Origin of the sequence: Castellaniella sp. S9 (assembly GCF_027257175.1) — a bacterium.
Lineage (GTDB): Bacteria > Pseudomonadota > Gammaproteobacteria > Burkholderiales > Burkholderiaceae_B > Castellaniella.
The window spans coordinates 1-26,794 of record NZ_JAPFGD010000009.1 but is presented as its reverse complement, the minus strand read 5'-3'; the positions used below and the strand labels follow the sequence as shown (position 1 = coordinate 26,794).

Below are 26,794 nucleotides of genomic sequence, written 5' to 3'. Positions count from 1 at the left end.
TGATTGCGGGTCGGGCGGCATGACGCCAGGCGTAGAATCCAGGGTCATGGATTCAGAAGTCATCGCCGCCATGGCCCGCTGGCCGGACGTGCCCGACGTCTATGGCTGGTTGTCGCTGTCGTCCCAGGGCGCCTGGCGCCTGCATCCGCGGGGGCACGGGTGGGTGGTGGACCGGGCAGGCGCATCCGGTGCCGCCGACGCAGCCGCATCGGCCAACGACGCTTCGGGCGCCGACGATGTTTCCCTCGACCCCGGCGAGGCGATCACCAATCCCCGGATCCTCGAATTCATCGGCCGCAATTACGCAGCCGACGCGCAAGGCCGCTGGTATTTCCAGAATGGGCCGCAGCGCGTCTACGTGAGGTTGGACGGGGCGCCGTGGATCCTGCGCACCGACCGGGACGCGGAACGCGGACTGGTGTTGAGGACCCACACCGGACAAATCTACGGGCCGGTCCTGCGCTGGTGGCTGGACGAGGACGGCCACCTGTACGCCCAGGCGGACGCCGGCGCCGGCCTGGTGGCGGGGCGGGACGTGGGCGAGGTCATCGATGCGCTGCACACCCCCGACGGGCGCGCACTGACCGCACTGCTGGAGGCCGACATACAGGCCGTCCCCGCCCTGCAATTCGGTGGAACGGAACCGTCGCCCGACGACGGTCGGACGGCCGATGCAGCGGGAAAATCCCCTGCGACAACTGCCTCTTTGGACAGGATACCGCCTGGCCGGCTGGAAGCTACACTCGGATTCGTTCGCCGGCCGTTGCCGTAACTACGCTATCGGATAAAAAGGTTTGCGCCTGCAACCGACCGATTCCCGCACATACAGCCTCTAGCGTCGTAATGTCGTGCTCCGGCTATTTTTCATTGCTAATGATACTATTTTTTAGTACCATATCATGAACAGAGGAAGAAATCGCAAAACGCTGGAATTGATTTTTTCCAGACCAACCCCCTCCGGTGTGAGATGGAACGACGCGGTTGCCCTGTTCATTGAACTCGGCGCAGAAATCACCGAGCGCGAAGGATCCCGCGTAGCGATCTTTCTATTTGGACAAGTGAAAGTGATGCACCGCCCTCACCCATCTCCGGATATCGACAAAGGCGCCGTTGCGTCGATCCGCCGATGGTTTGAGGAAAACGGAGTCAAGCCATGAAGAACATCATGTCGATTGACGGACACCGGGCTGTCATTCATTACGATCCGGACATCGAGATGCTTCGAGGCGAGTTCCTGGGCCTGAACGGCGGCGCGGATTTCTACGCTGCGGATATCGCCGGATTGCGGCGCGAAGGCCAGCTCTCGCTCCAGGCCTTCATCGACGAGTGCGCCAAGCGCAATATCGAGCCCCGCCGGCACTTTTCCGGGAAATTCGTGTTGCGGGTCGCACCCGAGATCCATGAGGCGGCCGCCGTTGCGGCCGCCGCCCAGGGGGAAAGCCTGAACCAGTGGGTTTCCGGTATCATCGCAGAGGCGGCCCACGCGTAGCCCGCACTGACAAAGCCGCGCGTCGTCATCGGGATCGCCCAGGCCGTGCAACCCACATCCTCCCCCAGAATCCTTCAAGGCGCCCTGCCGGGGCTGATCTGGCGCCACCGGCTGGCGCTGTTCTGCGTCTGCCTGGCGGTGTTCTGCTATGGCGTCTTCCGGCCCGAATCGCCGCCCGAGCTGTTCTATGAGTCAGACAAGGCGATGCATGTACTGGCCTTCATGGGCCTCGGGCTGTGCGCCGCACTGGCCGCCTGCGGACATCGATGGGCATGGGCAGTGTGGCCGGCGCTGATCGCGGCCGCGCCGCTGGTGGAATGGCTGCAGCACGCTCTGCAGCCCGCGACGCGGGACTTCAGCCTGGGCGACATCACGGGTAATTTGATCGGCGTGGCGCTGGCGGCCCTGGTCTGGGGGCTGGTGCTCCGGTGGCTGAAGCTCGCTGCGAACAACGACACATCAGATTCGTAGCAACCTGCAGCACCTACGCCAGCACCGCCTGCAGTTCCGGACTCACGCCCCGATACGCGATCGACACCTTCGGCCCTGTCGCCGAATCGACGGCTCCGGCGAGGCAACCAGGACCACCCCCCGCATCCAGGCACCGTCGCACCTCGGCCATAGCGGCCTCGAGGGGATCGATAAGGCGGGTCTTGCCCGACAGACGCGGTCCGAAACCCGCCAGGGCGGAGCCGCCCAGGATCACGGTGTCCGCGCCGGCCGCGGTTGCGGCGTTGACCGCCTCCTGCAAGACCTCGACAAAGCCGTCAGGATCGCGGGTGACATCCAGGCCGGTGGTCTGGATGGCGAACACGCCGCGCGACAGTGCGGCGTGGGGGCCCGAGCGGATGCGCTCGTCCAGCATGGGGACCCAGGCGGGGCCGGCGGTGACGATGCCGAAGGGGCCGCCGGCGCGCGCCGCCTCGGCGACCGCTGATTCCAGCAGGCCCACGACCGGAACCCCCGAGACCTCGCGCAGGGCCTCCAATCCGGGGTCGCCGAAACACGCCAAAACAATGGCCGCGGCGCCCCGCCCCACATGACAGGCATACGCATCCAGCGCGGCATGGGCGGCGATCGCGTAGGACGCCCGGGACGCGATGACCTCGCCGCCGAAGCGGGCGGTGACCGGCACCAGCGAGGCGCCGGGCCAGCCATGTCGACCGGCCTCGCGCACGATGTGCTCGGTCATGGCAAGCGAGGTATTCGGATTCAGCAGCACAATGTTCATTTCGCGCGCGCCTCATACGCCTCGATGGCCGCGTTCAGCGCCGGCAGCAGGTCCGCCTTGCCGGCGGGTGCCGCGCGCGGGTGCAGGCGGGTCTCGATCAGCGCCAGGTGCGCCATCATGGCGTGCGCCGCGGCCGCCGGGTTGCGGCTTTCCAGGGCGAGGAGGATTTCCTCGTGTTCGTCGACGGCGCATTCGGACGCGTTGCTGTCCTCGAAGAACGCGACCAGCATGGAGGTGCGGGCAACCAGTTCCTGCATGGTGCGGATGACGAATTCGTTCTTGGTCATGCGCGCCAGCAGGATGTGGAATTCGCCCGACAGGCGCACGGAATCCGCCCGGCTGCGGTGCTGGTGCGCCTGGCGCTCGCTGGTGAAATGCGCCCTCAGGACGGTCTGCTGTTCGTCGCTGAGACGCTCGGCGACGTGCCAGGCGATGCCGCCCTCGACGACGCGGCGCGCCTCGTAGATCTCGCGCGCGTCCTCGATGCTGGGATTGACGACATAGGCGCCGCGATTGGGGAAGGTTTCGATCAGGCGCTCGTGGCCCAGGCGCAGCAGCACCTTGCGGATGCGTTCGCGCGTCACGCCGAACACCGCCGCCAGGCGCTGTTCGCCCAGTTTCGCGCCGGCCATCAATCGGCCGGACAGCAGGGCCTCGGACAAAATGGCATGGATCGCCTGGTCATCGAACCGTCCCGTCATCGGCATGCCGCCCTAGGCGCCCGCGGGCGCGTTGTCGATCCAGTGGCGCGCGATCTGCTCGCGCGTCGCGATCCAGGCGCCCTTGCGCTGGGCCAAGTGCTGGAATATGCGCTCGAGGCCGCCCATGCGCGCCGGCCTGCCGATCATGCGCAGGTGCAAGCCGATCGACAGCATGCGGGGAAAGCGGTCGCCCTCGCGATGCAGCCAGTCGTATCCGTCGCAGACGTAGGCGGCGAACGAGGCGCCCGTATCGAAGCGGTTGGAATGCTGGAACTGCATGTCGTTGGTGTCGAATGTATAAGGCAGGACCAGATGCCGCGCCCCGCCCACGTCCACGAAATAAGGGGTGTCGTCATTATAGGCATCGCTGTCGTACAGGAAACCCTGCTCGCGCAGCAGCGCACGGGTGTTCCCGGTGCGCACCGAGCGCGTATGCCAGCCCACGGGCGCCTTGCCGACCGCGCCGCGGATGGCATCGACGGTGGCGGCGATGGCCCGGCGCTCGTCCTCCAAGGCCATGCCCGCATGGGTTTCCCAGCGGAATCCATGGGCCGCGATCTCGTGGCCGCGCCGGGCCGCGTCCTGCACCAGCCAAGGCGAGCGCTCGACCGCGCGGCCGCAGGCGCTGACGGTCATGGGCACGCCGTATTGCTCGGCCAGGTCCGCGATCCGCCAGTACGCGACCCGCGTGCCGTACTCGAAATGGCTGTCGATGCAGGGGTCCAGCACGCTCTGCTGGTCGATGACCTCGTAGACCGACTCGTTGAACGCGTCGCCGTCGGCGATGCTGAACTCGGCGCCCTCCTCGAAGTTCAAGACGAAAGACACGGCGACCCGCGCGCCTTCCGGCCAAGCCACCGCCGGCGGCCGGTTCCCATACCCCACCAAATCACGCATGTTCTTTTTCCTTAGCGCCCAATCATCGTCCTGGGCAGATACAACACAATCTCGGGAAACATCGCCAGCAGGACCACCGCCGCGATCAGCAACAAGAAGAACGGCATCGAGGCGCGCGCCACCAGCAGCAGGTCACGCCCGGTCAGGGCCTGCAGGATGAACAGGTTGAAGCCCACCGGCGGGGTGATCTGGGCCAGCTCGACCATCACCACCAGGTAAATGCCCAGCCACACGGGATCGATGCCGACCGCCTGCGCCATGGGCAGGACGATGGACGCCGTCAACACAATCATCGACACGCCTTCCAGGAAACATCCCAGGACCAGGTACATCACGGTCAAGGCGGCCAACAGCTGATATTGCCCCAGGTCCATGGCCAGCACCGCCTCGGCCGCCTGCTTCGGGATGCCCGAGAAATCCAGGGCCGTCGTCAGCACCGAGGCCCCGGCGATGATCAACAGGATCAGGGTCGAGGTCTTGACCGTGCCCGTCAGCGCGTTCCTCAGCATGGTCCAGGACAGCGAGCCGCCCATGCCGGCCAGCACGACGGCGCCCGCCACCCCGATGACCGCGGATTCCGTGGGGGTCGCCCAGCCGCCGTAGATGCTGCCGATCACCGCGAACACCAGGACGATGGGCGGCACGATGCGCCCCACGTCGCGCCAATGCACCTCGTCGTCGGCGGCCGTCGCCGGCACACCGTCGCGGTTCAGCAGGGACCAGACGATGATATAGCCCATGAACAAGGCGATCAGCATCAGGCCGGGCAGCACGCCCGCCACGAAAAGCCGCGCGATGGACGTCTGGCTGACGATGCCGTAGACGATCATCATGATGGACGGCGGAATCAGCAAGCCCAGTGTTCCCGAGCCCGTCAGCGTGCCGATGATCATGCTTTCGCGGTAGCCGCGCCGCGTCAGCTCGGGCACCGACATCCGCCCGATCGTCGCGCTGCACACGCCGCTGGAGCCGACGATGGCGGCCAGCACCCCGCAGCCCAGCACATTCACGTGCAGCAGGCGGCCGGGCAGCCAGCGCACCAGCGGCGCCAGGCCCTTGAACATGTTCTCGGACAGCTTGGACTGGAACAGGAGTTCGCCCATCAACAGGAACAGCGGCAAGGCCGTCAACGGCCAGCTGTCCAGGGATGCAAACACCGATGACACGACCAGCCCGCCGGCGTTGCTGGCGCCCAGCATGATCAGGCCGACGATGCCGACCACCAGCAGCGAGAAGCCCACCCAGAAACCCAGGGCCAGCAGCACCAGCAGCAACAGTCCCAGGAAAATGAACGTTCCGGTCATGGCGCGCCCCCCTGTTCCTTGGACGCGAGGGCGACCGCGTCCTCCTTTTCGCTGGTGCCGAAGCGCACCTCCTGTCCACGCAGCAGGCGCGCGCCGTCGCGCAGCAAAGCCAGCGTCAGCAGGCCAAAGCCCACCGGCATCGCACCCAGCGGAATCCACATCGGAATCGCAACCAGCCCGTCGCTCAAGTCATTGAAGCGAAACGCCATCCATGCGATCCCCGCCGAATGGTAGGTGATGAAGGCGCACAGCACCGCCGCCCCGAAATGGCTGACCACCTCGATCCAGCGCCGCGGCACCGCCGGGATGCGCCGATGCAGCGTGTCCACGCGGATGTGCACGCGTTCGGCATAGGCGTAGACGAAGCCGAACAAGGCCATGCCCACCATCAGGAAGGTGGCGATGATCTCGGACGAGGGTACCAGGATCCCGACGGGGCGCAGCACCAGGGTCGCCGCCAGGACCAGGACCATGCCGCACAGGCAAAGCACGGACAAGGCCCCCGCGCAGCGTATCAGGCGGTCCATGGACGCCACCCTACTTCATGCCCAGGTAGGCATCGAGGACCGCGCGCTGCCCGGCCGAGGCCTTGGCCTTCCAGTCGTCCTCCATCTGCACGCCGACCCGCTTGAGCTGCTCGATGAATTCGGGCGAGGCCTGGGCGACCTGCACGCCCTTCTCGGTCATCAGCGCCAGCTGTTCGGTCGTCAAAGCTTTCATGCGCTCGAAACCGGCCTGCTCGGCGGCCTTGCCCGCCTCGACCAGCGCATCCTGCTCGGCCTTGGACAGCTTGGCGAACACGTCGGCGTTGATGACGACGACCTGCTTGGTGAACAAGGCGCCCACCATGGTGAGGTGCTCGACGAAGTCCCAGGCCTGGGTGTCGATCCCCGTCTGCGGCGAGGTGAACATCGCATTGATCAGGCCCGTCGAAAACGCCTGCGGGATCTCGCCGAACTGGACGATCAGCGGCTCGGCCTTCAGCAGCTCGCCCATGCGGCGGGTCTCGGTGCTGTAGACGCGCATCTTCAGGCCGGCCAGGTCCTCGGCGCTGGACACGGGCTTGAGGGTGTAGAAGGCCTGCGGCGGGTTCCACATCGCAAACAGCACCTTCATCCCGCGCTGGGCAAAGGAATCCGTGAGGTACTGGCGCGAGGCCTGCCACAGCTTTTGCGCGCTGTCATAGTCGCCCGCCAGGAACGGGATCGCATCCAGGATGTACACCGGGTCCTGGTTGCCGTAGTTGCCCAGGCGGACGTCGCTCAGGGCGACCTGGTTGGTCTGCACGGCCCGCATCATGTCGGGCAGCTTGACCAGGGTTTGATTGTTGTGCAGCTCGATGTTCAGGGAGCCGCCGCTGCGCTGGCCGGCGTCGGCGATGAAGTCCCGGACGGTCTGGGTGAGGTAATTGGCATCCGGGTAGCCGGAGGCCATCTTGAGGTCGGCGGCCGGCGCGGGGGCCGCGACGGCGAACAACAGGGCGCCCACAAACGCAACGATGCCCAGCGGGTTCCTGAAAGCAAGGCTTGTCTTGAAAGTCTGCATGATCGGTCTCGCAAAGTCGTGGTGGTTCGAATGAATCTGTCGTCCAATCTGTGTTGGATTGTGCACAAATTACATCGGATTGACGACAATGAACAAGCAAAACACGCAACGTTCCCCCGGAAATCAGGGAAAACGTGAAGATTGGATGGTAAAAAAAAGATCGGCCAGCGGGTGGCTGGCCGATGAGCGAGGACGCGGTCGCCCGACAGCGGCCGCACAAGGGCCCGCTATTTATACGAGTAATAGTACTTGTACGAGGCCCCGTAGCCGATGCGGCCGCCGCGCACGCCGTTGAAGATCGCGCCCTTGACGGGGTCGCCGACGCCCGAGTGGCGCAGCTTGGCCAGGGCGTCGCGCACTTCGCCGACGGTGCTGTATTCGGCGCGCGCGACGATGAAGGCGGCCGAGGCGTGGCGCATGACGGCCAGCACGTCCGCCACGGGCAGGATGGGCGAGGTGTCCAGCACGATGAGGTCGTGCGTGCGGCCCAGGGCGTCCAGCAGTTCGGCGAAACGGGGGCTCAGCAGCAATTCGCCCGGGTTGGGCGGCACGACGCCGGCGGGCAGGACGGACAGGCCCTCGACCGGCCCCGTGCGCAGCAGGTCCTCGAGGGGCGCGGTGCCCGCCAGCACCGAGGACAGGCCCGGGGTCTTGCGGTCATAGCCAAAGGACTCGTGCAGGCGCGGGCGGCGCATGTCGGTGTCCAGCAGGGCGACGCGCTGGCCGGCGCCGGCCAGCAGCACGGCAAAGTTCGAGGCGACGAAGCTCTTGCCCACGCCGCTGGTGGCGCCGGTGATGGCCACGACCTTGCCGGGCGCACCCATCATGGCAAAGGTCAGGCCGGTGCGCAGCGACCGCAGGGCCTCGACGGCGGGGTCCTCGGGGTGGGTGACGGCCAGCAGGCCGCGCAAGGCGCGGCGGCGGCGCCCGGGGCGGCCGCCGCGCTTGACGCCGCCGCGGCCGTCGGATTCCGGCACGGTGACGTAGGTGGACAGGCCGGTGGCCTGCTCGATCTGCTCGGAACGCTGGATTGCCGGCCGCATGAAGTGCGCGAGGAACGCCATCAGCAGGCCCAGCATGGCGCCCAGGGCGGCGGCGATGGCGACCACCAGCATCCGGCGCGGCTCGACCGGCTTGTCGTTGCGCACGGCGTAGTCGATGATGCGCACATTGCCGATGGTGCCGGCCTCGGCCACGCGCAGTTCCTGCGCATTGTTCAGCAGGGAAATGTACAGCGCGGTGTTCACGCGCGCATCGCGCTCGAAGGGCAGCAGCTCGCGCTGGGCCTTGGGCAGGCGATTGATGGTCTTGTCCAGGTCGGCGATGGCCTTGTCGACGGCGGCCAATTGGTTGCCCAGGGCCTTGACCTCGGGATGCTCGGGCTTGAAGCGCTGCAGCAGCTCGTCGCGCTTGAGGCGCAGCTCCAGGCGGCTGTTTTCCAGTTTGATCGCCTGCTGCAGCAGGCCCTCGGCCTCTTTGTCCACGGCGATGGTGCTGCTGCGCGAGCGGTATTGCGACAGGGCGTCCTCGGCCGCATCCACGTTGCGCTTCAGTTCCGGCAGCTGCTGTTCCAGGAACTTCAGGCTGCTGCGCGCCTCGGCGCTGCGCCGCTCTACATTCTGGGCCAGATAGGCGCGCGCAATGGCGTTGACCATCTCCGTGGCAAAGGCCACGTCGTGGTTCTTGAAGCTCATGCGGATGATGTTGCTCTGCTTGCCCGCCTCGGAGACGCTCAGCGCCTTGCGCAAGTCCTCGACCGCCTGGATGGGGGATTTCTCGACCACCTCAAAGCGCGTGCCGGGGCGCCCGGCCAGGTCCTTGACCGCCACTGAGGCGTCCTCGCCGGCGATCTGGAACTGAACACGCTCGCCGACCACACCGGCGGCCAACTCCTGACCATCGTCATCCAGCAGCACATAGCCGGCGTCGGTGGCCTCCAGCACGAATGCCTCGCCCCATTGGCGACGCGGCAGGTCGAGTTCGGCGAACACCAGCCGTTCGCCGCCCCAGGCATAGCCGTCCAGGCCCCACAGGGGCTCGGCCAGACCCCTGGACTCGCGTTCGTGGCGGCGCGCGAACCAGCCGCCGATCAGGGGAAAGCGGCTGTCGACCTCGACCTCGACATTGCCCTGGGTGGCGCGGATGGCCTTCATCAGGACCTCGCGCGAGCGCAGGATTTCCAGTTCGCCGGCGACGGAGCTTTGCTGCATGCCGATGAATTCGGACAACTGCGACAGGCCGCTGAGGGCGGATCCCTTTTGATCCTCGACCTGGATCAGGGCGTCGGCCTGATAGACCGGCCGCGCCAGCAGGGCGTAGGCCACCCCGGCGACCAGGACCACGACGAACACGCCCAGGATCAGCCAGACGCGCTGCGCCAGCACATTCAGCAATTCACCGAGGCTGATCTCGTCCTCGTCCGCCAGGCCGCCCGCCTGGATGGCCTGGTTCCCTTGTCCTGATTGTTCCATCATTGTTCGATTGTCTTTTCTGGTTTGAAGCACCGATCAATCGGCGATGGTGCGCACGTTGGCCGCACCGCCCACCGTGGGCAGCAACTGGTTGATCACCCGCGACCAGCGGGTCACCGAGGCCGCATCCACGAACACCACGTCGCGCGCCTGCAGGTCAAATCGATCGGCCAGGACCAGGGCGTCCGGGGCGTTGGCGTTCAGGTGCCAGACCTGCGGCCGACCGCTGTCGGCGGCGCGCATTACATAGACCTGGCCGCCGTTGGCCGTCACCGGATTCAGGCCGCCCGCGTCGCTCAAGGCCTCGGACAGCGTGTATTCACCATACGGCAATAATACAGACTGCGGCTTGGCGACCTCGCCCAGAACAAAGACCTTGTTGTACCGCTGTTCCGGCACATTGAGGACGTCGCCATCACGCAGCAAGAGGTTTTGCGACAGGTCGCCGTCGTGATACAGGGCGTACAGATCAATGCGGCGCGCCACGCCGTCGCGCGTCAGGATGGCCTCGCGCTGGTCGGCCTTTTCCGTCAGGCCGCCGGCCTTGGTCACCAGGTCGGTCACGCGCAGAGGCACATCGCTGATCGCCTGCGGACCGGGCTTGTCGAATTCGCCCACGGCAAAGGCCTTGCGGCCGCGATACTGCAGCACCGACACGTCCACCTGGGGCTCGGTCAGGTATTCCGTCAGCCGCGAGGCCAGCTCGCGGCGGATCTCGTCGACCGAACGTCCCGCCGCGCGCACGCGACCGGCGTAGGGATAAAAGAAATAGCCGTCGTCCTTGACCGTGCGGCCCGCCAGGTCGGTGGACAGCTGGCCCGCCGGATTATTCAATTCCGGGTGGTTCCACACGGTGATGTTCAGCACGTCCTGCGGCGCCACCAGATAACGGTAATGGCCGGTTTGCGGCGCCTGGGCGCGGCGCGCATCGCGGCGGGCGGTCTCCAGTTCGCGCGCGGCGTCGCGCTCGGCCCGCAGGCGGTGCACGGTTTCGGGCGTGATGGTGTGGATGTCGACCCGGGCGGTAACGCTTTCGTCCAGCGCGCCGCTGCTGGTCGGGCGCTCCCCCTGGACCCCCATGTACATGCCGGTGCAGGCCCCCAGCGCCAGCAGGGCGGGCCCCAGCAGCGCCAGGCGCAGGCGACGGATCCAGGTGTCAGCAAGAACAGTTTTCATATCGGCCTTCGCCTCTTTTTATGGATTTGCAAGCGGGTTTGCAAACATTACGCGCGCCATCAGGCCGGCCTCGCCGCCAGCATGCCGGCACGCAACAAGTGATCGATCCAGTCCTCGCAGGCCTCGGCCATCACCGGCCACTGGGCCCGGAAGACCTCCTCGGGTTCGTGCAGGGGATCGGGGATCTGAAGCTGGTTCCGCCAATGCCCCAGCAGAAAGGTCTTGCCGCCCGCGGCGGGATAGCGCTGCTGGACCTGGTGGCGATGGCCCGTGTCCATCACCAACACCACTGATGCCAGGCGCAAGTCTACCTGATTCACCTGGGCGGCGCGCTTGGCCGGGTCGATCGGCACCCCGAAATGCCGCGCCGTCGCCACCGCAAAAGCATGCGGTTCGCGCCCCACCGGCGCGGCCAGGCCGCGCGACAGCACCTCGGCCGCCAGGCCGCGCGCCGCCAAGCGATCACGCATCAAGGCCTCGGCCATGGGGCTGCGGCACATATTGCCGGTGCACAGGATGAGGATCACGGGATCTACGGACATGGCAGCCATTCCGTCAGGATCTCCCAGCGCGGATTCAGGCCGGGATCGGGCGAACGCGCCAGCACGGCGGGGCTGTCGATGCGCACCAGCAGGCGGTCCGACAAGGCATCCAGCACCTCGCCGCGGGCAATGCGCTCCGGCCCGGCGCCCTGCGTCGTCACGGAGCACACCCGCGCGCCAACGCGGCCGATGACCGGCGCCAGGACCTCCAGGGCCTGCTTGCGCCGCGTCACCGTGGTCGTGCCGACCGTGTCGGTCGCTCCATCGACCCAGTCCGCCTCGAAGCGGTCCCCCGAGGGAGAAAAAATGTACACCCCGTGGCCGTGCTGCTGGTCGGCGCGCCAGCCGCCCTGGTACACGTCGCCGCGCCAGGGCGAGTGCGGGCCGTACTCATAGCGGCCCTCGCCCTCGCGGCGGTCGGCGCGCCAGCCGCCGGCATAGGCATCGCCATTGGGATAGATCTTGACCCCATGGCCGGTTTTCATGCCGGCCTGGAAATCGCCGCGATACCAGGCCCCGTAGGCGCCGCGCGCCACGCCCTGCCCTTGCGCCAGGCCCTCGGCACAGCCGCCGGTGTAGGACAGCTGCAGCTCCGGATCCAGAACCCGGCAGGCCGCATGCTGGTGGCCGGCCCCGCCCCCCGTATGCGCGGCCGCCACGGTGTCCGACGCCACGGCTGCGGACCCCACCGCCGCGCCGGCCAGCAGGCCCGCGGCCAGCGCCGCACGCACCGCGATCATGCGCCTCATGGCCCGTCCTCGGTGGGAATGTCGCCGAACCCGCGCAGGCCATCGCCGTCCAGGGCATTGTCCAGCCAGCCGTGCTCGGCCATGTCGTACAGATCGGTGGGCGAGGCCACCATCTGGCCCACGTCACGGTTCCAGGGCGCCAGCGAAAAGAAGGTCGTGCCCCCAGTGTCGCGCGTCAACAATGGCCCCAGCGGGATACGCACGAACAGCCCCTTGTCGAAATAGGGGTTGCCCGGCGACCCGGGGCTGGTCTCGTCCTTGCCGTTGGTGCGGGTGTACCACAGGCCGAACTCGATGCCGGAACGGAAAGTGCGCTTCAGCTCGAAGCGCGCGCCCAAATCGCCCGCCAGGAAACGCCCGGCGCGCACCGTGGCCGTGGCCCCCTCGATCCAGGGCAGGCGATAGTGTGCCGACCCGATGATGGTGTGCGTCTTGTAGTCCAGGAATCCGGTGCCCTTGTAGTCGCGCTGGCGCAGCACGTCCACCGCCGCGTCGAAGGCCCAGCGCCCGCCCGGCGCCAGGTACAGGGCCTGGCCGCCCGCGCCGGCGAACATCTCCTCGTACAGGCCGGCGGAGGCGCGCAGGTAGACCCGCTCGGCCGGCTGCCAGAACTTGTTGATCAGCAGGCGATCCAGCTTGACCTTGGCCGCCTTGCGGTATTCCGCCAGGTCGGAGCGCACGTGCGGCAGTTCCGAATTCGAGGGCTGGGTGATGTCGCTGATGTTCTCCAGCACCGAGGCCTGCACCGCCCCGGCCAGCCACAGGCCGCGCGCCAGGTTCAGGTTGGCCGAGGCCCGCATGCCGATGTCGTACTTGAAGGCGCCGCTGGGGTCGTTCAGGATCGTGCGGAAGGTCGGTGCCACCCCGAACGAGGACTGGCGGTGGGACTCGACACTGAAGCGCGCCATGCCCCAGTTCCATTCCGTGCCGCCGCCCGCGCCTTCCAGCGCGATGGCATCCAGCACGGCATCGATGTCGTTGGCGCGGCTGGCCGCCGTGCGCCCGGCCGGATCCGCATACGACAGCGTCACCGACTGCGCCAGGTCGGACCGCGTGGCCGTCCCAGAGAAATAGCGCTGCAGGGTCGCCACGTCAAAGAACGTCCAGGTCATGCCGGCCACGCCGTTGACCTCCCAGGTGATCTCGAGGGTGTGGGTCTCCAGCGGCGCATAGGCCATGGCCAGGCGCGCCGTGCGCCCCACCGCGCGCGAGGGATAGCGATAGCGGCCGGCCGACACCGACAGCGACATCACCCCGTCCACCCAGGCCATGCGCACACTGCGCAAGCCCTCGGCCTGCAGGGCCGCCAGCAGGGCCTGGCGATAGCCGCGATCGTCGCGCCACATGCGGGCGGTCGGACGCGCCTCGGCGCTGTACCAGGCGCCGCCCGCAAACGGTCCCACCTCGTCGACCTTGGGGATGAATTCGCGCTGCTGCAGGGGGATGGCCAGCGACACATTGACCGAATTGCCATGCCGCTGGCGCGCCAGCTGCAGGTTCAGGGGCCCCCAGGCGTATTCCAGGGCCACGTTGAACTGCCCAGGCTTGCGCTGGTCCACGCCGGTCTGGGACGCGCCCGTATCCTTGCGATAATCGGTGCGGTCGTATTCCGCCACCAGCGCCCAGGACGGCAGCGCGGCGGGCCGGAACCGCAGGCCGCCGTACAGGCCATCGATGCGGTGGCGGCCATAGCCGATGGTCGCCTCGGCCTCGCCCAGGGATCCCAGGCCAAAGCGTTTCGACATCGCAATGAATTCACTGCGAAAAATGCGCGTGCCCTGGATGTCGTCCATGCCCACGGCCACGTCCGGCAGCCAGTCCAGGCCAAAGGCGCCCTCACGCAGGATGCGCAGCTTGAACCCGGCCGCCTTGTCCTTGTAGTCGCCATAGCTCGTGGTCGGATCGGAAAACCCCTCGACACCCGAAATCCGCGTATACCGGCCGCTGATCTGCACGTCCGGCAGGAACTGCAGGGTGCTGTAGGTGGTGGCGTAGGGTTTGTCGTAGCTGTAGCCGACGAACCAGGTGCCCTCGGCCTCGGCGCGCGCCGTGGGCATGTTGACGAGGCCCGTCAGGCCGATGGAAGTGGGTGTATCCGCCCGGGCGATCCCGGGGATAGCCATCCCGACGCCCAATACCGCCGTCGCACACAAGGACAGCCATCGGACGGACGCCAATCCGCCCAGGATCACACCCAGCATGCCATCAGTCGGATTTCAGTGAATGGTGAAAAGACACGCGCGCCATTGCGGCGCGCGGTCGAAAACGGGACGTCAGGACGCGATCAGTGGTGGGACGTCGTCGAATGGCTGGGGGTCGTGCCGCTGCCGTCCGAGGAACCCGAGGAACTGGCCACCGCGGCCGCCACGCCGGCCGCCACCGCGACCCCGGCGGCGACTACGCCGACGGACAAACCCGCAATACCGCCCACGGCGGCACCACCCGCGGCGGCGCCGGCACCTGCCGCGCCACCGGCGACACCCGCCGCACTGCCAGCACCGGTGCCCGCCCCAGCGCCGGCAGCGCCCGCACCGGCGCCACCCGCACCGCCACTACCGCCAGCGCCCGCACCGGCCGCACCAGGCGTGCCCTGGGCCGCTACGCCAGCGGAAAACGCCAGCGCCGCCAGCAGCAAGGAAATCTGTTTGAAAGTCATGACGCCCCTCCGCAATCCAAAAGCCTTTGTGGGATTACACACCGAAACCATTCATCGGTCAATCCATGCACCCTGTCCGTTAGGCTCCACCCATCTGTCGCATACAGCGCCCTCATTCATGCGAAATACACATGGAAACACCTAGTATGCGGGGTTTCATTGTGGAAAAAGCATTGTCCAAAGCTACATTCCGTAGCATACTCTGGCTGCCAAGAAACAGAAGAAACGCCCTCGAAATGCCCGCAGTAATTGAGATTAAAGCCCCTAATAAGGAGACCGCGTATGCCGCGTGATTCTGTCGGGGAACCGCGCATCATCGACTTGCCCGTCACCCGGCCAAGGCTGAATAGCGCCTTGCGGTTGCCGCTCGTGCGTTGCGCCCAGGCGCTGGCCGACTTCATCGCCCTCATCCTCGGTCCCTGGATAGCAGCAGGCATCCTGCTGCTGGCACAAGGCAGCACCGCGCCCTACTTTCCCGACAAGAACATTCCGTCACTGGTGGTGCTGCATCTGGCACTATCGGTAGGCTGCATCGGCTGGTTCTGGCTGCGGCTGCGCCACTACACGTACCGCAAGACCTTCTGGGCCGAGTTGGGCGAGATCCTGCACACCATTGCCATCTGCTCGCTGATCCAACTGGTCGCCATGGCCTTGCTGAAGGTTCAGGTGTCCCGCTATGGCTGGATCCTGACCTGGGCCGCCATTCTGACCCTGCTGCCCCTGATGAGGTTCGGGCTAAAGCGCGTGCTGACGCACCTTTCGCTATGGCAAAAGCCCTGCGTCATCATCGGCACCGGCCCCAATGCACTGGACGCCTTCGAGGCCCTGAGTCATGAACGATCATTGGGATTCCAGTTCCAGTATTTCTACACCTTGGATGAGCATGCGCCCAGCCACATCCACGGTATCCCCGTCATCCGGGACGAGACCGTCTTGTGGGCCGACACCGATCCCGAGGATGCACACTATTTCATCGCCGTCGAGGACGCCCGCGAGGAACAGCGGGATCATTGGATCAAACTGACCACCATCCATCATTGCCGCGCCGTGTCCGTGATTCCCACCACCCGCGGCCTGCCCCTGAACAGCATCGACGCCTCGTTCATCTTTAGCCATGACGTGCTGATCCTGCGCATCAATGAGAACCTAAGGAAACGTTCCGCCCGTACGATCAAGCGCACCTTCGACATCGCAGGTTCACTGGCGCTGTTGATCCTGCTGGCGCCGCTGTTCGCCTACCTGATGGTCCGCATCGGACGCGACGGCGGACAGCCGATCTACGGACACGAACGCGTGGGCCGGGGGGGCCGGCGTTTCAAATGCTTGAAGTTCCGGTCTATGGTGCGGAACTCGCAGCAGGTCCTGGCCGACCTACTGGCCAACGACCCCGCCGCACGGGCCGAATGGGACGCCGACTTCAAACTGCGAAACGATCCCAGGATCACGCCGATCGGCCAGTTCCTGCGGCGCAGCAGCCTGGACGAATTGCCCCAATTGTGGAATGTGTTGCGCGGCGACATGAGCCTGGTTGGACCACGACCCATCATCGAAGCCGAGTTGGCCCGATATGGCGGCAAGGCCGATTATTACCTGATGGCAAAGCCCGGCATGACCGGCCTATGGCAGGTCAACGGACGCAACGACGTCGATTACGATACCCGGGTGTACTTCGACGCCTGGTACGTGAAAAACTGGTCACTGTGGCACGACATCGCAATCCTGTTCAAGACGATCAACGTCGTATGCAAGCGCAACGGCGCTTACTGAACTACGCCCGCCCGTACCGAGCCTGCGGCCGCACGATATCGTCCTCGCCCAGGTAGGCGCCGGACTGCACCTCGATCAGCTCCCTAAGCCACCAGCTTGTCAGCCGCCCCCTGCAATCCATCCAGGATGCTGTCGGCCAGGTTCTGCGGGAAGTTTTCTGGCAGCAGGGCCCGTACCGCACGTATGACCTCGGGTGTCCGTGCCAGCAGGTCATCGATGACGAAATCCGCGCCGCGGCCATCAGGGGTGAGGACGCCATGTTCAGCGCCGACCGCCAACCAATGCCTGCGCAGGATTTCGTGCATCTTCCAATGCGTGTTCCTGGTCCGCACCGCCATGGCCATTTTTGCCTTGAATGGCGACAGCTTATTCGCGCCGGTGCCCATGATCGGGTAGGCCGAGAGCACATCGTAGAGCGGCGCCAGTTCGTAGGCGCCACCCGGGCGCAGGAAAATACTGAAATTCTTTGCGTGGCCATCAGTCGCACGCAGCATCCAGAACAGGACCTGTGCCTGAAAGAATATGCGCCTGTCACGATCAGGCGCCGTGGAGGTGGCCAAGACCTTCATGATGGCGCGCATGCCCGGCCCGCCATCGGCTTCGTACTTCAGGTGGGGCGGGGTGCCCGTCGCCTGGCACATGTCTTCCTGGGGCAGCCGGACGAGCCAACGACCGCCATCCGGTTCTTGCCTCCACATACGGTCGAACCGTTCGACCGCCAGCACTTTCACATCCTCGAACTGCAAAGACTGCGTGCGCGCCACCGGCAGGCCATAGGCATGGAGGATTTCCGAGCACAGCCATTCATTCTCGACGGAATCGCGCATATCGAACTGCAGGTTCCCGACCAGCCCCAAAGGCAGCTTGAAAATATGGGTGGTCGGGATCGAACCCTGCGGCATGTGCCACCGGCCATCGAGCCACAGCAGCGCGGTTTTCTCTTGGGCGCCCGCAATAGAAATACGGAAAGCATCGTCCCGCCCGCCGCCTGGCGCCGCAGGCGCCAGAGCGTTGCGCAGTACCTGGGCGACCTCGGCATCGCTCAAGGGCACCGCGTCGACCAATCGGCCCGCCTGAGGCGCCGCTGTGCCGGGCAGGATCTGCAGCGCGCCTGCGCAATCCCTGCCAATTTCCGCCAGCAATGCGAACGCATCCGTCGAGGCGGCCTGGAACCGACGTGCCAGCCGCTCGCGGATGTCCTGGCTGTCGGGCAGCAGATTCTCGAAATAGGCGCGGACCGCCTCACCACGATGGGCCTGATTGCCCGGGGTGAAGGGCAATGATAGCGACAGCGGCCGCCCTTGCCCGGACACCACCCACGCGTCGTCATATTGCAGGGTCCCACCAGGCTGGGGCCGCATGCGCCAGGTGCCGACGAAGGCACCGTTCATCCACAGCCCAAGGCCCTGCGGGCGGGAGCGCCGGACCATGGCTTACCAGATCGCGCTGGAGGCGGAAGGCGCGGGGGACTCGCCCGCCTGGCGCAGCACCAGTTCCACGCCCAGGATGCTCAGCAGATGCAGCAAGCGGTCAACGCCGACCTTCCCGGCATTACGTTCCATGGCGGAAAGTGTCTGCTGGGTAATCCCAAGACGCAGCGCGGCGGCGGCCTGGGTCAAGCCCGCCTGCTTGCGAAACCCTTTCAGCAGTGCCGGCAATTGTTCCGCAGTACGAACGGTGAAATCAGACATACATATTCCATACTGTATTTATGATTTACTCATTATATACAGTAAATTGCAAATACAAGATAAAATTTGTATAAGTGGCTCGCCTCAGACCCCTACACCCGTCCGTATCGATCCTCCAGCCGCACGATATCGTCCTCGCCCAGGTAGGCGCCGGACTGCACCTCGATCAGCTCCAGCGGGATGACGCCGGGGTTTTCCAGGCAATGCACCGTACCGACCGGGATATAGGTCGACTCGTTCTCGGACACCAGATAGGTGCGATCCCCATTGGTGACGCGGGCGGTGCCGCTGACCACCACCCAGTGCTCGGCGCGGTGGTGGTGCATCTGCAGGGACAGTTTCGCGCCCGGCTTGACCGTGATCTTTTTCACCTGATAGCGAGGCCCATTGCCGATGGAATCGTAGGCACCCCAGGGCCGGTAGACCTCGCGGTGCTGGATGTGCTCGGTACGGCCGGCGTCCTTCAATTGCTGGACGATGCGCTTGACGTCCTGGACTTGGTCCTTGTGGGCGACCAGGACGGCGTCCTTGGTCTCGACAATCACCAGGTCCCGTACCCCCACCGCCGCCACCAGGCGGCTGTCGGCATGGACCAGGGTGTCGTCCACCTGTTCGACCAGCACGTCGCCGCGCAGACAATTGCCCCGGCCGTCGCATTCCAGCACGTCGGCCAGCGCCCCCCAGGCGCCCAGGTCGTTCCAACCCGCGTCCAGGGCCACCATGGCCGCGTCCCGGGTATGTTCCATCACCGCATAGTCGATGGAATCGGCCGGGCAGGCGGCAAAGGCCGCCGCATCCAGGCGCACGAAATCCATGTCGTAGGCAGCGCCCTGCAGGGCCTGGCGGCAGGCCGCCAGCATATCGGGGCGGCAGGCCTCCAATTCCTGCAGGTAGCGGCTGGCCCTGAACATGAACATGCCGCTGTTCCAATAGTGGCGCCCCGAGGTCAGGTACTGGGTCGCGCGTTCGGCGTCGGGCTTTTCGACGAAGCGCCCAACCTGCCAGCCGTCCTCGAGCGGTTCGCCGCGTTCGATATAGCCATAGCCGGTCTCGGGCCGATCGGGCACGATGCCAAAGGTCACCAGCCTGCCCTGCGCCGCCAAGACCTGTGCCTGGCCCACCGCCCGATGAAAGGCCTGCACATCCTGGATCACATGATCCGCCGCCAGGACCAGCAGCAAAGGATCCTCGCCCTGATCCACCGCCCGCAATGCCGCTAGGGCAATCGCCGGTGCGGTATTGCGGCCGACCGGCTCCAGCAGGATCTGGGCACCCTCGACACCCAGCTGGCGCAGCTGCTCGGCCGCCAGGAAGCGATGCTGTTCGTTGCAGATCAACATCGGCGCCCGGCACGGCAAGCCGTGCAACCGGCCCAGGGCCTGCTGCATCATGGACTGGTCGCCCGCCAGGGGCAGGAACTGCTTGGGCTTGTGCTCGCGCGACAGCGGCCACAGGCGTGTGCCGGAGCCGCCGGCGAGGACCACGGGTTGAATCGGCTGAGCTTGCACTTATAATTTCCCAGAGATGAACTGTTGATACTTTTCCTCGACGAAAGCCTTCATCTGAGCGCGGAACCGTTCGGAGGAAAATTGCTCGGCATGGAACCTGATACGCACGGGGTCCGCCACAAAATTTGACTCGAAATCCGATACAGTTTGTTGAATCGCCGATTCGGACTGCTCACGGAAAAACATCCCTGTCACGCCATCCAGCACGGTTTCCAATGCGCCGCCCTTGCCGAAGGCAATGACCGGCGTGCCGCAAGCCTGGGCCTCGACCGGCACAATACCGAAATCCTCCTCAGCCGCAAAAATGAATGCGCGCGCCCTCTGCATATGATCGCGAAGTACCTCAAAGGACTGGTAGCCCATCATAGTGACATTCGCAGGGGCCTGTGCCTTGATCCGCGCGTACTCGGGCCCGTCGCCGATGACGACCAGCTTCCTGTCCGGCATCCCAGCAAAGCTGCGCACGATCAAGCCGATCTGCTTGTAGGGCACCAGGCGCGAGGCCGTCAAATAGAAGTCCGACTTTTCAGACACCAGCGGGAAATCCTCGACCGCGACGTTGGGGTAGATCGTCGTAGAGTCACGGCGGTAGACCTTTTGGATCCTGCGGCCGATGTAGTCGCTATTGGAGATAAAAAAATCAACCCCATTCGAGGTTCGATGATCCCAATTGCGAATCCGGTACAACATCCAGCGCGCGAGAATGCCTTTGAGGCCAGAATCCAGTCTGCTTTCCCTCAAATACTGATGCTGCATGTCCCAGGCGTAGCGGATGGGAGAATGGCAATAGCAGATATGTAGTTGATCAGGGCCGACCAGAATTCCCTTGGCTACTGCGTGCGAGCTGCTGATTACGACATCATAGCCGGACAAATCCAGTTGCTCGACTGCAAATGGCATTAATGGCAAATAGAGCCGATGTCTATGTTTTGCCCCCAAAAGGCGCTGAATGAATGTCGTTTTTGCATACTTTCCTAGAAAATGAGTTCTATCAGAATCGGATAAAAAATCCACAACCGAAAACAAATCAGCATCAGGCCAAATTCTCAGAATATCTGCAGACACTCTCTCTGCTCCAGCGAAAGAGATCAGCCAATCATGCACAAGAGAAATCTTCATTAGCCAATCCTAAATTTCACCCTTCCGAGAAAAGCAAAATTTCCGACAATCCACGAGCCATGAATAAGCAAGATAATCGCCAAAAATCAACACGAAAATCACACCGGCAAATAGGCAGAGATGCACATTTTGATGACAATCGTTAACAATCATTCCTCACAAACATCCGATATCACACTAATTCCACACGGCGACACACATCGCATAGGACACGTATTCAAAAATATTAAAAATAACTATCCCAGGCCATGGCCACCTCAAAAACACCCAACATTCAGCACCGCTTCCATTTTATCGAAATATCATACAATCAGACGAGATTAATCAATAAATCTAGATATAGCACGAATAACCTCAGAAACAGAAATCTCTACAACATCATCAATAAAGCAGAGACGCTTATAATTGTCGCGCGACATCTGCCTTTGCTCCTTCGTGACTACCATATTTTTATCACCTAATGGCCCCCATCTCTTTGGAGATGTTCCACCTGAAAATATCACAACCACAGGAACATTAAGTGCGGACGCGATATGTGACGCAACCGTATCTACCGTAACAACCAATGTAGCGTCCATTATCGTCGCGAGAAATTTATTCCAATCCCCGATTCCGGCATAAACAAAAACCCCCTCTCGCATCTCAATATACTTTAGGATTAAGTTCCTATCAGCCTCCGTGCCAGTAAAAACAACATTTATTGATCTATCAATAAAATAGTCAACGAGATCGCACCATTTTTGCATATCCCAATTCTTTGATGGATGACCTGATATTGGATGGAAGACAACATATCTACCGGCTAACAAAATCTCTGAATTATTATTATCGTGACGCGAGAGTCCTAAATCATATCGAATAGCTTCTTTATCAAAGGCAGGAAGCAGTCCAGCGAACCGCAGTAATTCAAGATGGACCTCCGCCTCCGGCATAGTATCTTTTGTATCATCAAAAAAATTTGCAGATAAAACAAAAGAAGGGAAAACACGAAATCCCAAAATATAACCTATCTTTGATATCCATAAAATAATATGCGCATTTCCAAAAAATGACCTTAGGTCTATACCGATATCGTATTTTTTCTCCAAAATAGCACGCCTGACAAAGAAGCTTTGTCGTATATAATTTAAAATCTTAACCCAAATAGGCCCTTTCCCTCTATTCAGTGACCAATGATCCACAACGTGAATATCAGAAATATATTCTAACTTTGAAAACACCAGTCGACCCGACTCGGAGCAGAGCACCCCCAATTTAGCATCGGGATATATAGAATGAAAACGAGAAATCACTGCGGTCGAAATTACGCAATCACCTAGGTGTCCAAGATTAGCAAATAATACTGCCTTAGGAGGGGGAGCCACACGTAAAGATTCACGCGAAAATAGCGAGGATAAGATCCAATCAGAAAATATTAGAAATCGTTTAAAAACGGCCCGCCAGATCATGTTATTTAAGTTCGAATTAGAATCAGAGCCATTGCCATAAAGGGAAGATCATATTAAACCACACCTGACCTAAATGCGAGATATGGCGGATTTTCGACGCAGACCCCTGATAAATAAAGTACCATTTATATATAAATAAATAATTCCAATGATCACATAAGTAGATCTGGAGGTGGAGAGATAAGAAATCCTAAATATTTCATACAGGGATAATATACCAACGGGGAAGATAAAGATGGCGAACAGCGCCTGACGTCTATAGCCAACAAAGAGGGCGCCCAATACTGTGCCATATACGAAGTACAACATAGAAGATATAAGAAATCCGAAGTCCGCGACAATTGAAAACAATGCCGTTTGATTTGTATACTCAGGTCTGGCAAATAGATATAAAAAAGTCCCATATGATTCTGCTATTCTCTCATACTCATTCCTAAAAAAATTAAAAAATGGCAGCTTATACAAAAAGTCGAAAGAATATGCCCCTATAAAGTAGGGCCATTCATTATATTCCTCTAAAAATCCAATTCCATTATTTATAGAGATGGAATAATAAGCCGAGAACCTCTGGAGCAAAAAAGATAGATAACTGTCATATGAATCCTTATAAAAATTCCACGACCTAAAATATTCGAAAATTCCGAATAGTAAGATAACGGCGGGAATTAGAAGAATTGCCCCTTTCCTATACCACCATTGTAGGCAGCTAGAGGCACGCACAAACGGATAATATGCCACAACATACGGGATAATTATTTCAAGCAACGCGAGGCGCTCTGACCACAGAACGGTCCGCATCAGCACCAACAGAATAAACAGAAGAATATAAAATCTGTGGCGCTTCTTCTTTAATAATTTGAAGCCGTTTAGCAACGCGATGTTTATCGATAAAACGGGTCCAAATTGAGTTAAGGTACTGACTCCAGGAATAGTGCTCACTGAGCCCCTAATGTTATAAGCATGTTCCGAAAACATCGTCACAATCTTTTGGGGATCAAGAAAAACCGGCATAAACCATATCAAATATCCTGCCAGAGTCAAAAACATCAATACACGGAATGATCTCATCAGCATCAATTTTAGTGTTTCAATAGAAAATCTATCGATAGTTATAAAATTATGCTTGTCTAAGAACCAACAGCCGCACAACATCCCCGCAAACAAGGAGACCAATACCATGAATCCACCTATATAATACTCACTATCAGCATACGACTTAACCCCATAATGGGAATAATCTTGAAATTGATAAGCTATATATACAGGCAGTAGAATATAGATTAGCACCTTACGTGGATCCAACCACAAAGGGATCCTTCTATTCGAGACAGCAGTCTTTCCATACTCATGTTGTGCAGGCATATTAATCATGGGAACTTAGAGGATCGCTACTAAAAGCCAATTTCTTCGAAACCTAAAGGAATTCTGGTTTGCCGAAGAGCTATAAAATATACAGGACACTCACATTCCTTGAGCTACCTATATTGACTCAACGGAACTTTTGCCCAGATCGGACAACTAATGCGAGGGCCTCGGCCGGGATTTTCATGTTCAGTTCCTGGTGTTGACGCCGATGGTTGCAAAAAGCGGATCCAGTCGTCAACGACACGGCTGGCGTGCTGCAACGACTCAAAGCGGTGCTGGTGGGCACATTGCTCTTTCAGCGCCCCCCCTCGGACACAATAGATGTCCGGTTCCCCGAAAATAGAAATTGAGGGAACGATCGGAGTAAATTCATGTCCACCTACAGCCAGGAACTCAATGAGCAGGTCGTCAGGAAGATGATGCCACCGCACAACCACAGCGTCGTCCATCTACTGTGTCTCCAGAAAGCAGGTGGGGAATTTTTAGTGACCTTGAGGGCGTGCTGCGGACACCCTCTCGAATCGACGCAAGGGCGCTACCCGCCAAGCCTGTGCCCAGGCGCTGAGCGCCCATGAGAAGGAGCAGATGCTGGGGGTCTGCAGCAGCGCTGAACACCTGAGCCCGCTCAGCCAGATCGCGCCGCGCTTGGCCGATCAGGGCATCTATATGGCCAGCGAATCGGGCTTTTATCGGGTGCTGCGCGCCGCACGATCATGTTCATCATCGAGGCCGTGCGGCGACACCTCACGTGCCCAACAAGCCGAAGGCATGGATGGTGAACGCCCCCGGCCAGGTTTGGTCCTGGGATATCGCCTTCTTGCCTGCTGCCGTGCGTGGTGAGTTTTATCGGCTGTACTTGGTGCTCGATGTCTTTAGCCGCATGATCGAGGGCTGGGAAATCCATCATAATGAATCGGCGCAGCATGCCGCAGCCTTGATCAGCAAGGCCTGCCTGCACGGTATTCGCTATGAGCAACTGGTGTTCCACTCGGCTAACGACAGTCCGACGAAAGGCGCGACGATGCTCGCGACGCTGCATAAACTGGGCGTGGTGCCGTCCTTTAGCCGTCCGTCGGTGTCGCACGACAACCCGTACTCCGAGGCCTTGTTCAGGACGCTGAAATACAGACCGGGGTATCCCAGGAAACGCTTCGGCGATATCGATCGGGCTCGGGTCAGGGTCTAACGCTTCGTCGCCTGGTACAACACTGAGCATCGTCACAGCGCAATCCGGTTCGTCACACCCGCTCAGCGTCATGCAGGCCTTGACCGACAAATTCTGGCCAACCGCACTGCCGTCTTCGAAGCCGCAAAGCGCGCCCATCCTGCCCGCTGACGCAGCCGTGCAGTGCGCAACTGGAACCGTGTCGATACGGTCTCTGGCTCAATCCGGAGAAGCTGCATCAGGAATCACCTGAAAACATAAGACGTGCCGCATGATTTACCGGACATCTTCGTTGACAAACACCGGCACCCACCGCCGACAAGCTGCCGTCCTGGTACAGGTTACGCCAATGGGACAGCTGGTGGTTCGTGTTCACGTCGCGTCGACGCGCCACCATCGAAACCGTCTGGCCTGGCTCGTTGCTCTCGCGCACCATGGCCAGCTTCTGCTCCACCGACCAGCGACGCCAACGCTCCGGCTGGGTCAGCAATTCCATCACTCCCCGCTTGCTGTTGGTCATAAACCCAGTCGTATGCCTACCTGCTATTTTAAGTGGGCGACAATGTCCGGTGTTTCAGGCGCGTGGCACAGGGAATCTTCCGTAATTTATAGCCACCGTTGAACCAAAGACTTCCACGTACTAACGTGATGTCGAGCACTTAGATCTCTACTTCTTCCTAATGCAGAACGAAATGTCCTGCAAATTTCTACCACTGTCCTATCCTTATAACCATAGAAATTTCCCCATTTTGTATCTAGACATTCCGGCCCAAAGATCGGTAACCCAGCGTATGAATACTGTAAAACCTTTAATGAGTATTTAAACATATCGGTTTCGGAGACTCTTATAGTCTGCAACCCAATATCGGCATGAACTATATACTTAATTGTCTCCTCAAAAGACAGAACACCATATACAGTGCTATTAGGTGCGCCCTTTATTCCCACACACTCCCCAATAAAGTGAAAATTCACTTCTGGGAAATTTTCTATCAAAACATTGCATACCTCAGAATCAAACCGAGAAATACCTACAAATACAGCATTTTTCCTATTAGACAAAGAGCTGTAGGGATTATCCCATGGAATATCATAAAAATAATTATCTAGGCCATGCTGCTGAACTATTACTTTATCCGATAAACAATCAAATTTTCTCGCAATTACATCTACCGGACAAGATACAATGTCAAAAACATCTTTTTTAATTAAATTATACTCGGATCTCGTCAAAAGTCGATTGACACCCATGAATGTCAAATCATCACTCACTCTGTATATTATCTTTTTTCCCTCTAGATCGTTATTTTCGCTAATGAAGTCCAGCCAAACTAATCCTACACAGCTTTCAACAACTATCATGTCTGCTGTCAAAATTTCCGCACGAACGGCGGCAGGAGGAGCTTTGCGTACTAGTAGGTAATTAACTATATCTTCAATAAATTGAACACGGATCCCAACCGGATGGAGAACTTCTATTGGGGAGTAGAAATTCACACCACTTTCTTTATGAGATATAAAACCCAAGTCTGCGCGATAAGTCTTAGCTGACTTATATCGTTGATCTCCTTTTATCTTAGATAAAAGGCTCAGGCCCGCTGTAATAAAAAAAACTTCATGCCCTAGACTAGAGAGCTCCTTTGCTATGAAATGAAATCCAGCCTTTCTTCTGCTATTAAACGTGTGATAAGAAATTACAACTATCTTCAAACAAACACCATATAATTAGTCGGAGCTGAATAATTCAGCTTTTTCGTCAATGGAAGGCGGTGCTCACGCCGCCATTCGATGTTTTTCATTCAGTCCGCCCGTCAACCACACCAGCATCAAGGCGTAAAAAAGACGCAGCCGGCGCAGCAGCAGGCGAATGTTGTGGCCGGCGCCACACAGAATGGCATGGATGGCGTCGCCGAGCCGACCCTTGAGCCAGTTTCTGTCCAGCTTTCCGTCCGATTTCATGTGGCCAATCG

25 protein-coding genes and 2 pseudogenes are annotated in these 26,794 nt (G+C 60.8%); 6 read left to right on the top strand and 21 right to left on the bottom strand.

Annotated elements, in window-relative coordinates:
• Window positions 1–46: 46 nt before the first annotated feature.
• From OOZ48_RS14715 to OOZ48_RS14700, 4 genes are all read left to right on the top strand, one after another.
• The gene (locus OOZ48_RS14715) at window positions 47–772 is read left to right on the top strand and encodes a DUF2946 family protein (protein ID WP_269499621.1); all 726 of its coding nucleotides are present in this window, start codon (window positions 47–49) and stop codon (window positions 770–772) included.
• Window positions 773–899: 127 nt separating this feature from the next.
• Window positions 900–1,157, top strand: a complete 258-nt coding sequence (locus OOZ48_RS14710) for a type II toxin-antitoxin system HicA family toxin (protein WP_269499620.1) — start codon at window positions 900–902, stop codon at window positions 1,155–1,157.
• A complete protein-coding gene (locus OOZ48_RS14705; RefSeq protein WP_269499618.1) occupies window positions 1,154–1,489 on the top strand; it encodes a type II toxin-antitoxin system HicB family antitoxin in 336 nt (111 codons plus the stop codon). The genes OOZ48_RS14710 and OOZ48_RS14705 overlap by 4 nt, the downstream gene beginning before the upstream one ends.
• Window positions 1,490–1,534: 45 nt before the next feature.
• Window positions 1,535–1,960: a hypothetical protein gene (locus OOZ48_RS14700; protein WP_269499616.1), complete on the top strand. Its 426-nt coding sequence runs from the start codon at window positions 1,535–1,537 to the stop codon at window positions 1,958–1,960.
• Window positions 1,961–1,973: 13 nt separating this feature from the next.
• Here OOZ48_RS14700 and OOZ48_RS14695 read toward each other — a convergent pair whose 3' ends face one another.
• The 12 genes from OOZ48_RS14695 to OOZ48_RS14640 form a co-directional block, all read right to left on the bottom strand.
• Window positions 1,974–2,720 (bottom strand): aspartate/glutamate racemase family protein, encoded by a 747-nt coding sequence (locus tag OOZ48_RS14695; RefSeq protein ID WP_269499614.1) that lies wholly within the window; start codon window positions 2,718–2,720, stop codon window positions 1,974–1,976.
• Window positions 2,717–3,421 (bottom strand): GntR family transcriptional regulator, encoded by a 705-nt coding sequence (locus tag OOZ48_RS14690; RefSeq protein ID WP_269499612.1) that lies wholly within the window; start codon window positions 3,419–3,421, stop codon window positions 2,717–2,719. Before OOZ48_RS14690 ends, OOZ48_RS14695 begins: the two co-directional genes overlap by 4 nt.
• A gap of 12 nt (window positions 3,422–3,433) precedes the next feature.
• A complete protein-coding gene (locus OOZ48_RS14685; protein WP_269499610.1) occupies window positions 3,434–4,318 on the bottom strand; it encodes a polysaccharide deacetylase family protein in 885 nt (294 codons plus the stop codon).
• Window positions 4,319–4,329: 11 nt separating this feature from the next.
• Window positions 4,330–5,622, bottom strand: coding sequence for a TRAP transporter large permease (locus tag OOZ48_RS14680; protein ID WP_269499608.1), 1,293 nt, complete (start codon window positions 5,620–5,622; stop codon window positions 4,330–4,332).
• Window positions 5,619–6,149, bottom strand: a complete 531-nt coding sequence (locus tag OOZ48_RS14675) for a TRAP transporter small permease (RefSeq protein WP_269499607.1) — start codon at window positions 6,147–6,149, stop codon at window positions 5,619–5,621. Before OOZ48_RS14675 ends, OOZ48_RS14680 begins: the two co-directional genes overlap by 4 nt.
• Before the next feature lie 10 nt (window positions 6,150–6,159).
• Window positions 6,160–7,167, bottom strand: coding sequence for a TRAP transporter substrate-binding protein (locus tag OOZ48_RS14670; RefSeq protein WP_269499606.1), 1,008 nt, complete (start codon window positions 7,165–7,167; stop codon window positions 6,160–6,162).
• A 227-nt stretch (window positions 7,168–7,394) separates the two neighbouring features.
• Window positions 7,395–9,641, bottom strand: coding sequence for a polysaccharide biosynthesis tyrosine autokinase (locus tag OOZ48_RS14665; protein ID WP_269499604.1), 2,247 nt, complete (start codon window positions 9,639–9,641; stop codon window positions 7,395–7,397).
• Window positions 9,642–9,674: 33 nt separating this feature from the next.
• Entirely contained in the window at window positions 9,675–10,814 is a 1,140-nt protein-coding gene (locus OOZ48_RS14660) for a polysaccharide biosynthesis/export family protein (protein ID WP_269499602.1), read from the bottom strand.
• 59 nt (window positions 10,815–10,873) lie between these two features.
• Window positions 10,874–11,356, bottom strand: coding sequence for an arsenate reductase/protein-tyrosine-phosphatase family protein (locus OOZ48_RS14655; protein ID WP_269499600.1), 483 nt, complete (start codon window positions 11,354–11,356; stop codon window positions 10,874–10,876).
• A complete protein-coding gene (locus OOZ48_RS14650; RefSeq protein ID WP_269499598.1) occupies window positions 11,347–12,105 on the bottom strand; it encodes a hypothetical protein in 759 nt (252 codons plus the stop codon). Before OOZ48_RS14650 ends, OOZ48_RS14655 begins: the two co-directional genes overlap by 10 nt.
• Window positions 12,102–14,306 carry a YjbH domain-containing protein gene (locus tag OOZ48_RS14645; protein ID WP_269499596.1) on the bottom strand — a complete coding sequence of 735 codons (2,205 nt, stop codon included), beginning with the start codon at window positions 14,304–14,306 and terminating at the stop codon, window positions 12,102–12,104. Before OOZ48_RS14645 ends, OOZ48_RS14650 begins: the two co-directional genes overlap by 4 nt.
• An 83-nt stretch (window positions 14,307–14,389) precedes the next feature.
• Window positions 14,390–14,761 carry a hypothetical protein gene (locus OOZ48_RS14640; protein WP_269499593.1) on the bottom strand — a complete coding sequence of 124 codons (372 nt, stop codon included), beginning with the start codon at window positions 14,759–14,761 and terminating at the stop codon, window positions 14,390–14,392.
• A 282-nt stretch (window positions 14,762–15,043) separates the two neighbouring features.
• Between OOZ48_RS14640 and wbaP the strand changes: the two genes are divergently transcribed.
• Window positions 15,044–16,528: an undecaprenyl-phosphate galactose phosphotransferase WbaP gene (wbaP, locus tag OOZ48_RS14635; protein ID WP_269499591.1), complete on the top strand. Its 1,485-nt coding sequence runs from the start codon at window positions 15,044–15,046 to the stop codon at window positions 16,526–16,528.
• 83 nt (window positions 16,529–16,611) lie between these two features.
• Here wbaP and OOZ48_RS14630 read toward each other — a convergent pair whose 3' ends face one another.
• From OOZ48_RS14630 to OOZ48_RS14605, 6 genes are all read right to left on the bottom strand, one after another.
• Complete coding sequence (locus tag OOZ48_RS14630; protein WP_442867597.1) at window positions 16,612–17,958, bottom strand: type II toxin-antitoxin system HipA family toxin; 1,347 nt, start codon at window positions 17,956–17,958, stop codon at window positions 16,612–16,614.
• 3 nt (window positions 17,959–17,961) lie between these two features.
• Window positions 17,962–18,219, bottom strand: a complete 258-nt coding sequence (locus OOZ48_RS14625; RefSeq protein ID WP_269499587.1) for a helix-turn-helix domain-containing protein — start codon at window positions 18,217–18,219, stop codon at window positions 17,962–17,964.
• A gap of 92 nt (window positions 18,220–18,311) precedes the next feature.
• Window positions 18,312–19,727 (bottom strand): mannose-1-phosphate guanylyltransferase/mannose-6-phosphate isomerase, encoded by a 1,416-nt coding sequence (locus OOZ48_RS14620; protein ID WP_269499586.1) that lies wholly within the window; start codon window positions 19,725–19,727, stop codon window positions 18,312–18,314.
• The gene (locus OOZ48_RS14615; protein WP_269499584.1) at window positions 19,728–20,846 is read right to left on the bottom strand and encodes a glycosyltransferase family 4 protein; all 1,119 of its coding nucleotides are present in this window, start codon (window positions 20,844–20,846) and stop codon (window positions 19,728–19,730) included. It lies immediately after the preceding gene.
• Between the two features lie 320 nt (window positions 20,847–21,166).
• Window positions 21,167–22,294: a glycosyltransferase family 9 protein gene (locus tag OOZ48_RS14610; RefSeq protein ID WP_269499582.1), complete on the bottom strand. Its 1,128-nt coding sequence runs from the start codon at window positions 22,292–22,294 to the stop codon at window positions 21,167–21,169.
• A gap of 69 nt (window positions 22,295–22,363) precedes the next feature.
• Window positions 22,364–23,656, bottom strand: coding sequence for an O-antigen polymerase (locus OOZ48_RS14605; protein ID WP_269499580.1), 1,293 nt, complete (start codon window positions 23,654–23,656; stop codon window positions 22,364–22,366).
• 751 nt (window positions 23,657–24,407) lie between these two features.
• Here OOZ48_RS14605 and OOZ48_RS14600 point away from each other — a divergent pair.
• Window positions 24,408–24,845 (top strand): DDE-type integrase/transposase/recombinase, encoded by a 438-nt coding sequence (locus OOZ48_RS14600; protein WP_269499578.1) that lies wholly within the window; start codon window positions 24,408–24,410, stop codon window positions 24,843–24,845.
• Between the two features lie 280 nt (window positions 24,846–25,125).
• Here OOZ48_RS14600 and OOZ48_RS14595 read toward each other — a convergent pair.
• The 3 genes and pseudogenes from OOZ48_RS14595 to OOZ48_RS14585 all read right to left on the bottom strand — a co-directional run.
• Window positions 25,126–25,320, bottom strand: a pseudogene (locus OOZ48_RS14595) (transposase); the annotation flags it as partial.
• Between the two features lie 110 nt (window positions 25,321–25,430).
• The gene (locus OOZ48_RS14590; protein WP_269499577.1) at window positions 25,431–26,534 is read right to left on the bottom strand and encodes a GumK N-terminal domain-containing glycosyltransferase; all 1,104 of its coding nucleotides are present in this window, start codon (window positions 26,532–26,534) and stop codon (window positions 25,431–25,433) included.
• Window positions 26,535–26,597: 63 nt separating this feature from the next.
• Window positions 26,598–26,794 (bottom strand): annotated as a pseudogene (locus tag OOZ48_RS14585) (hypothetical protein); the annotation flags it as partial.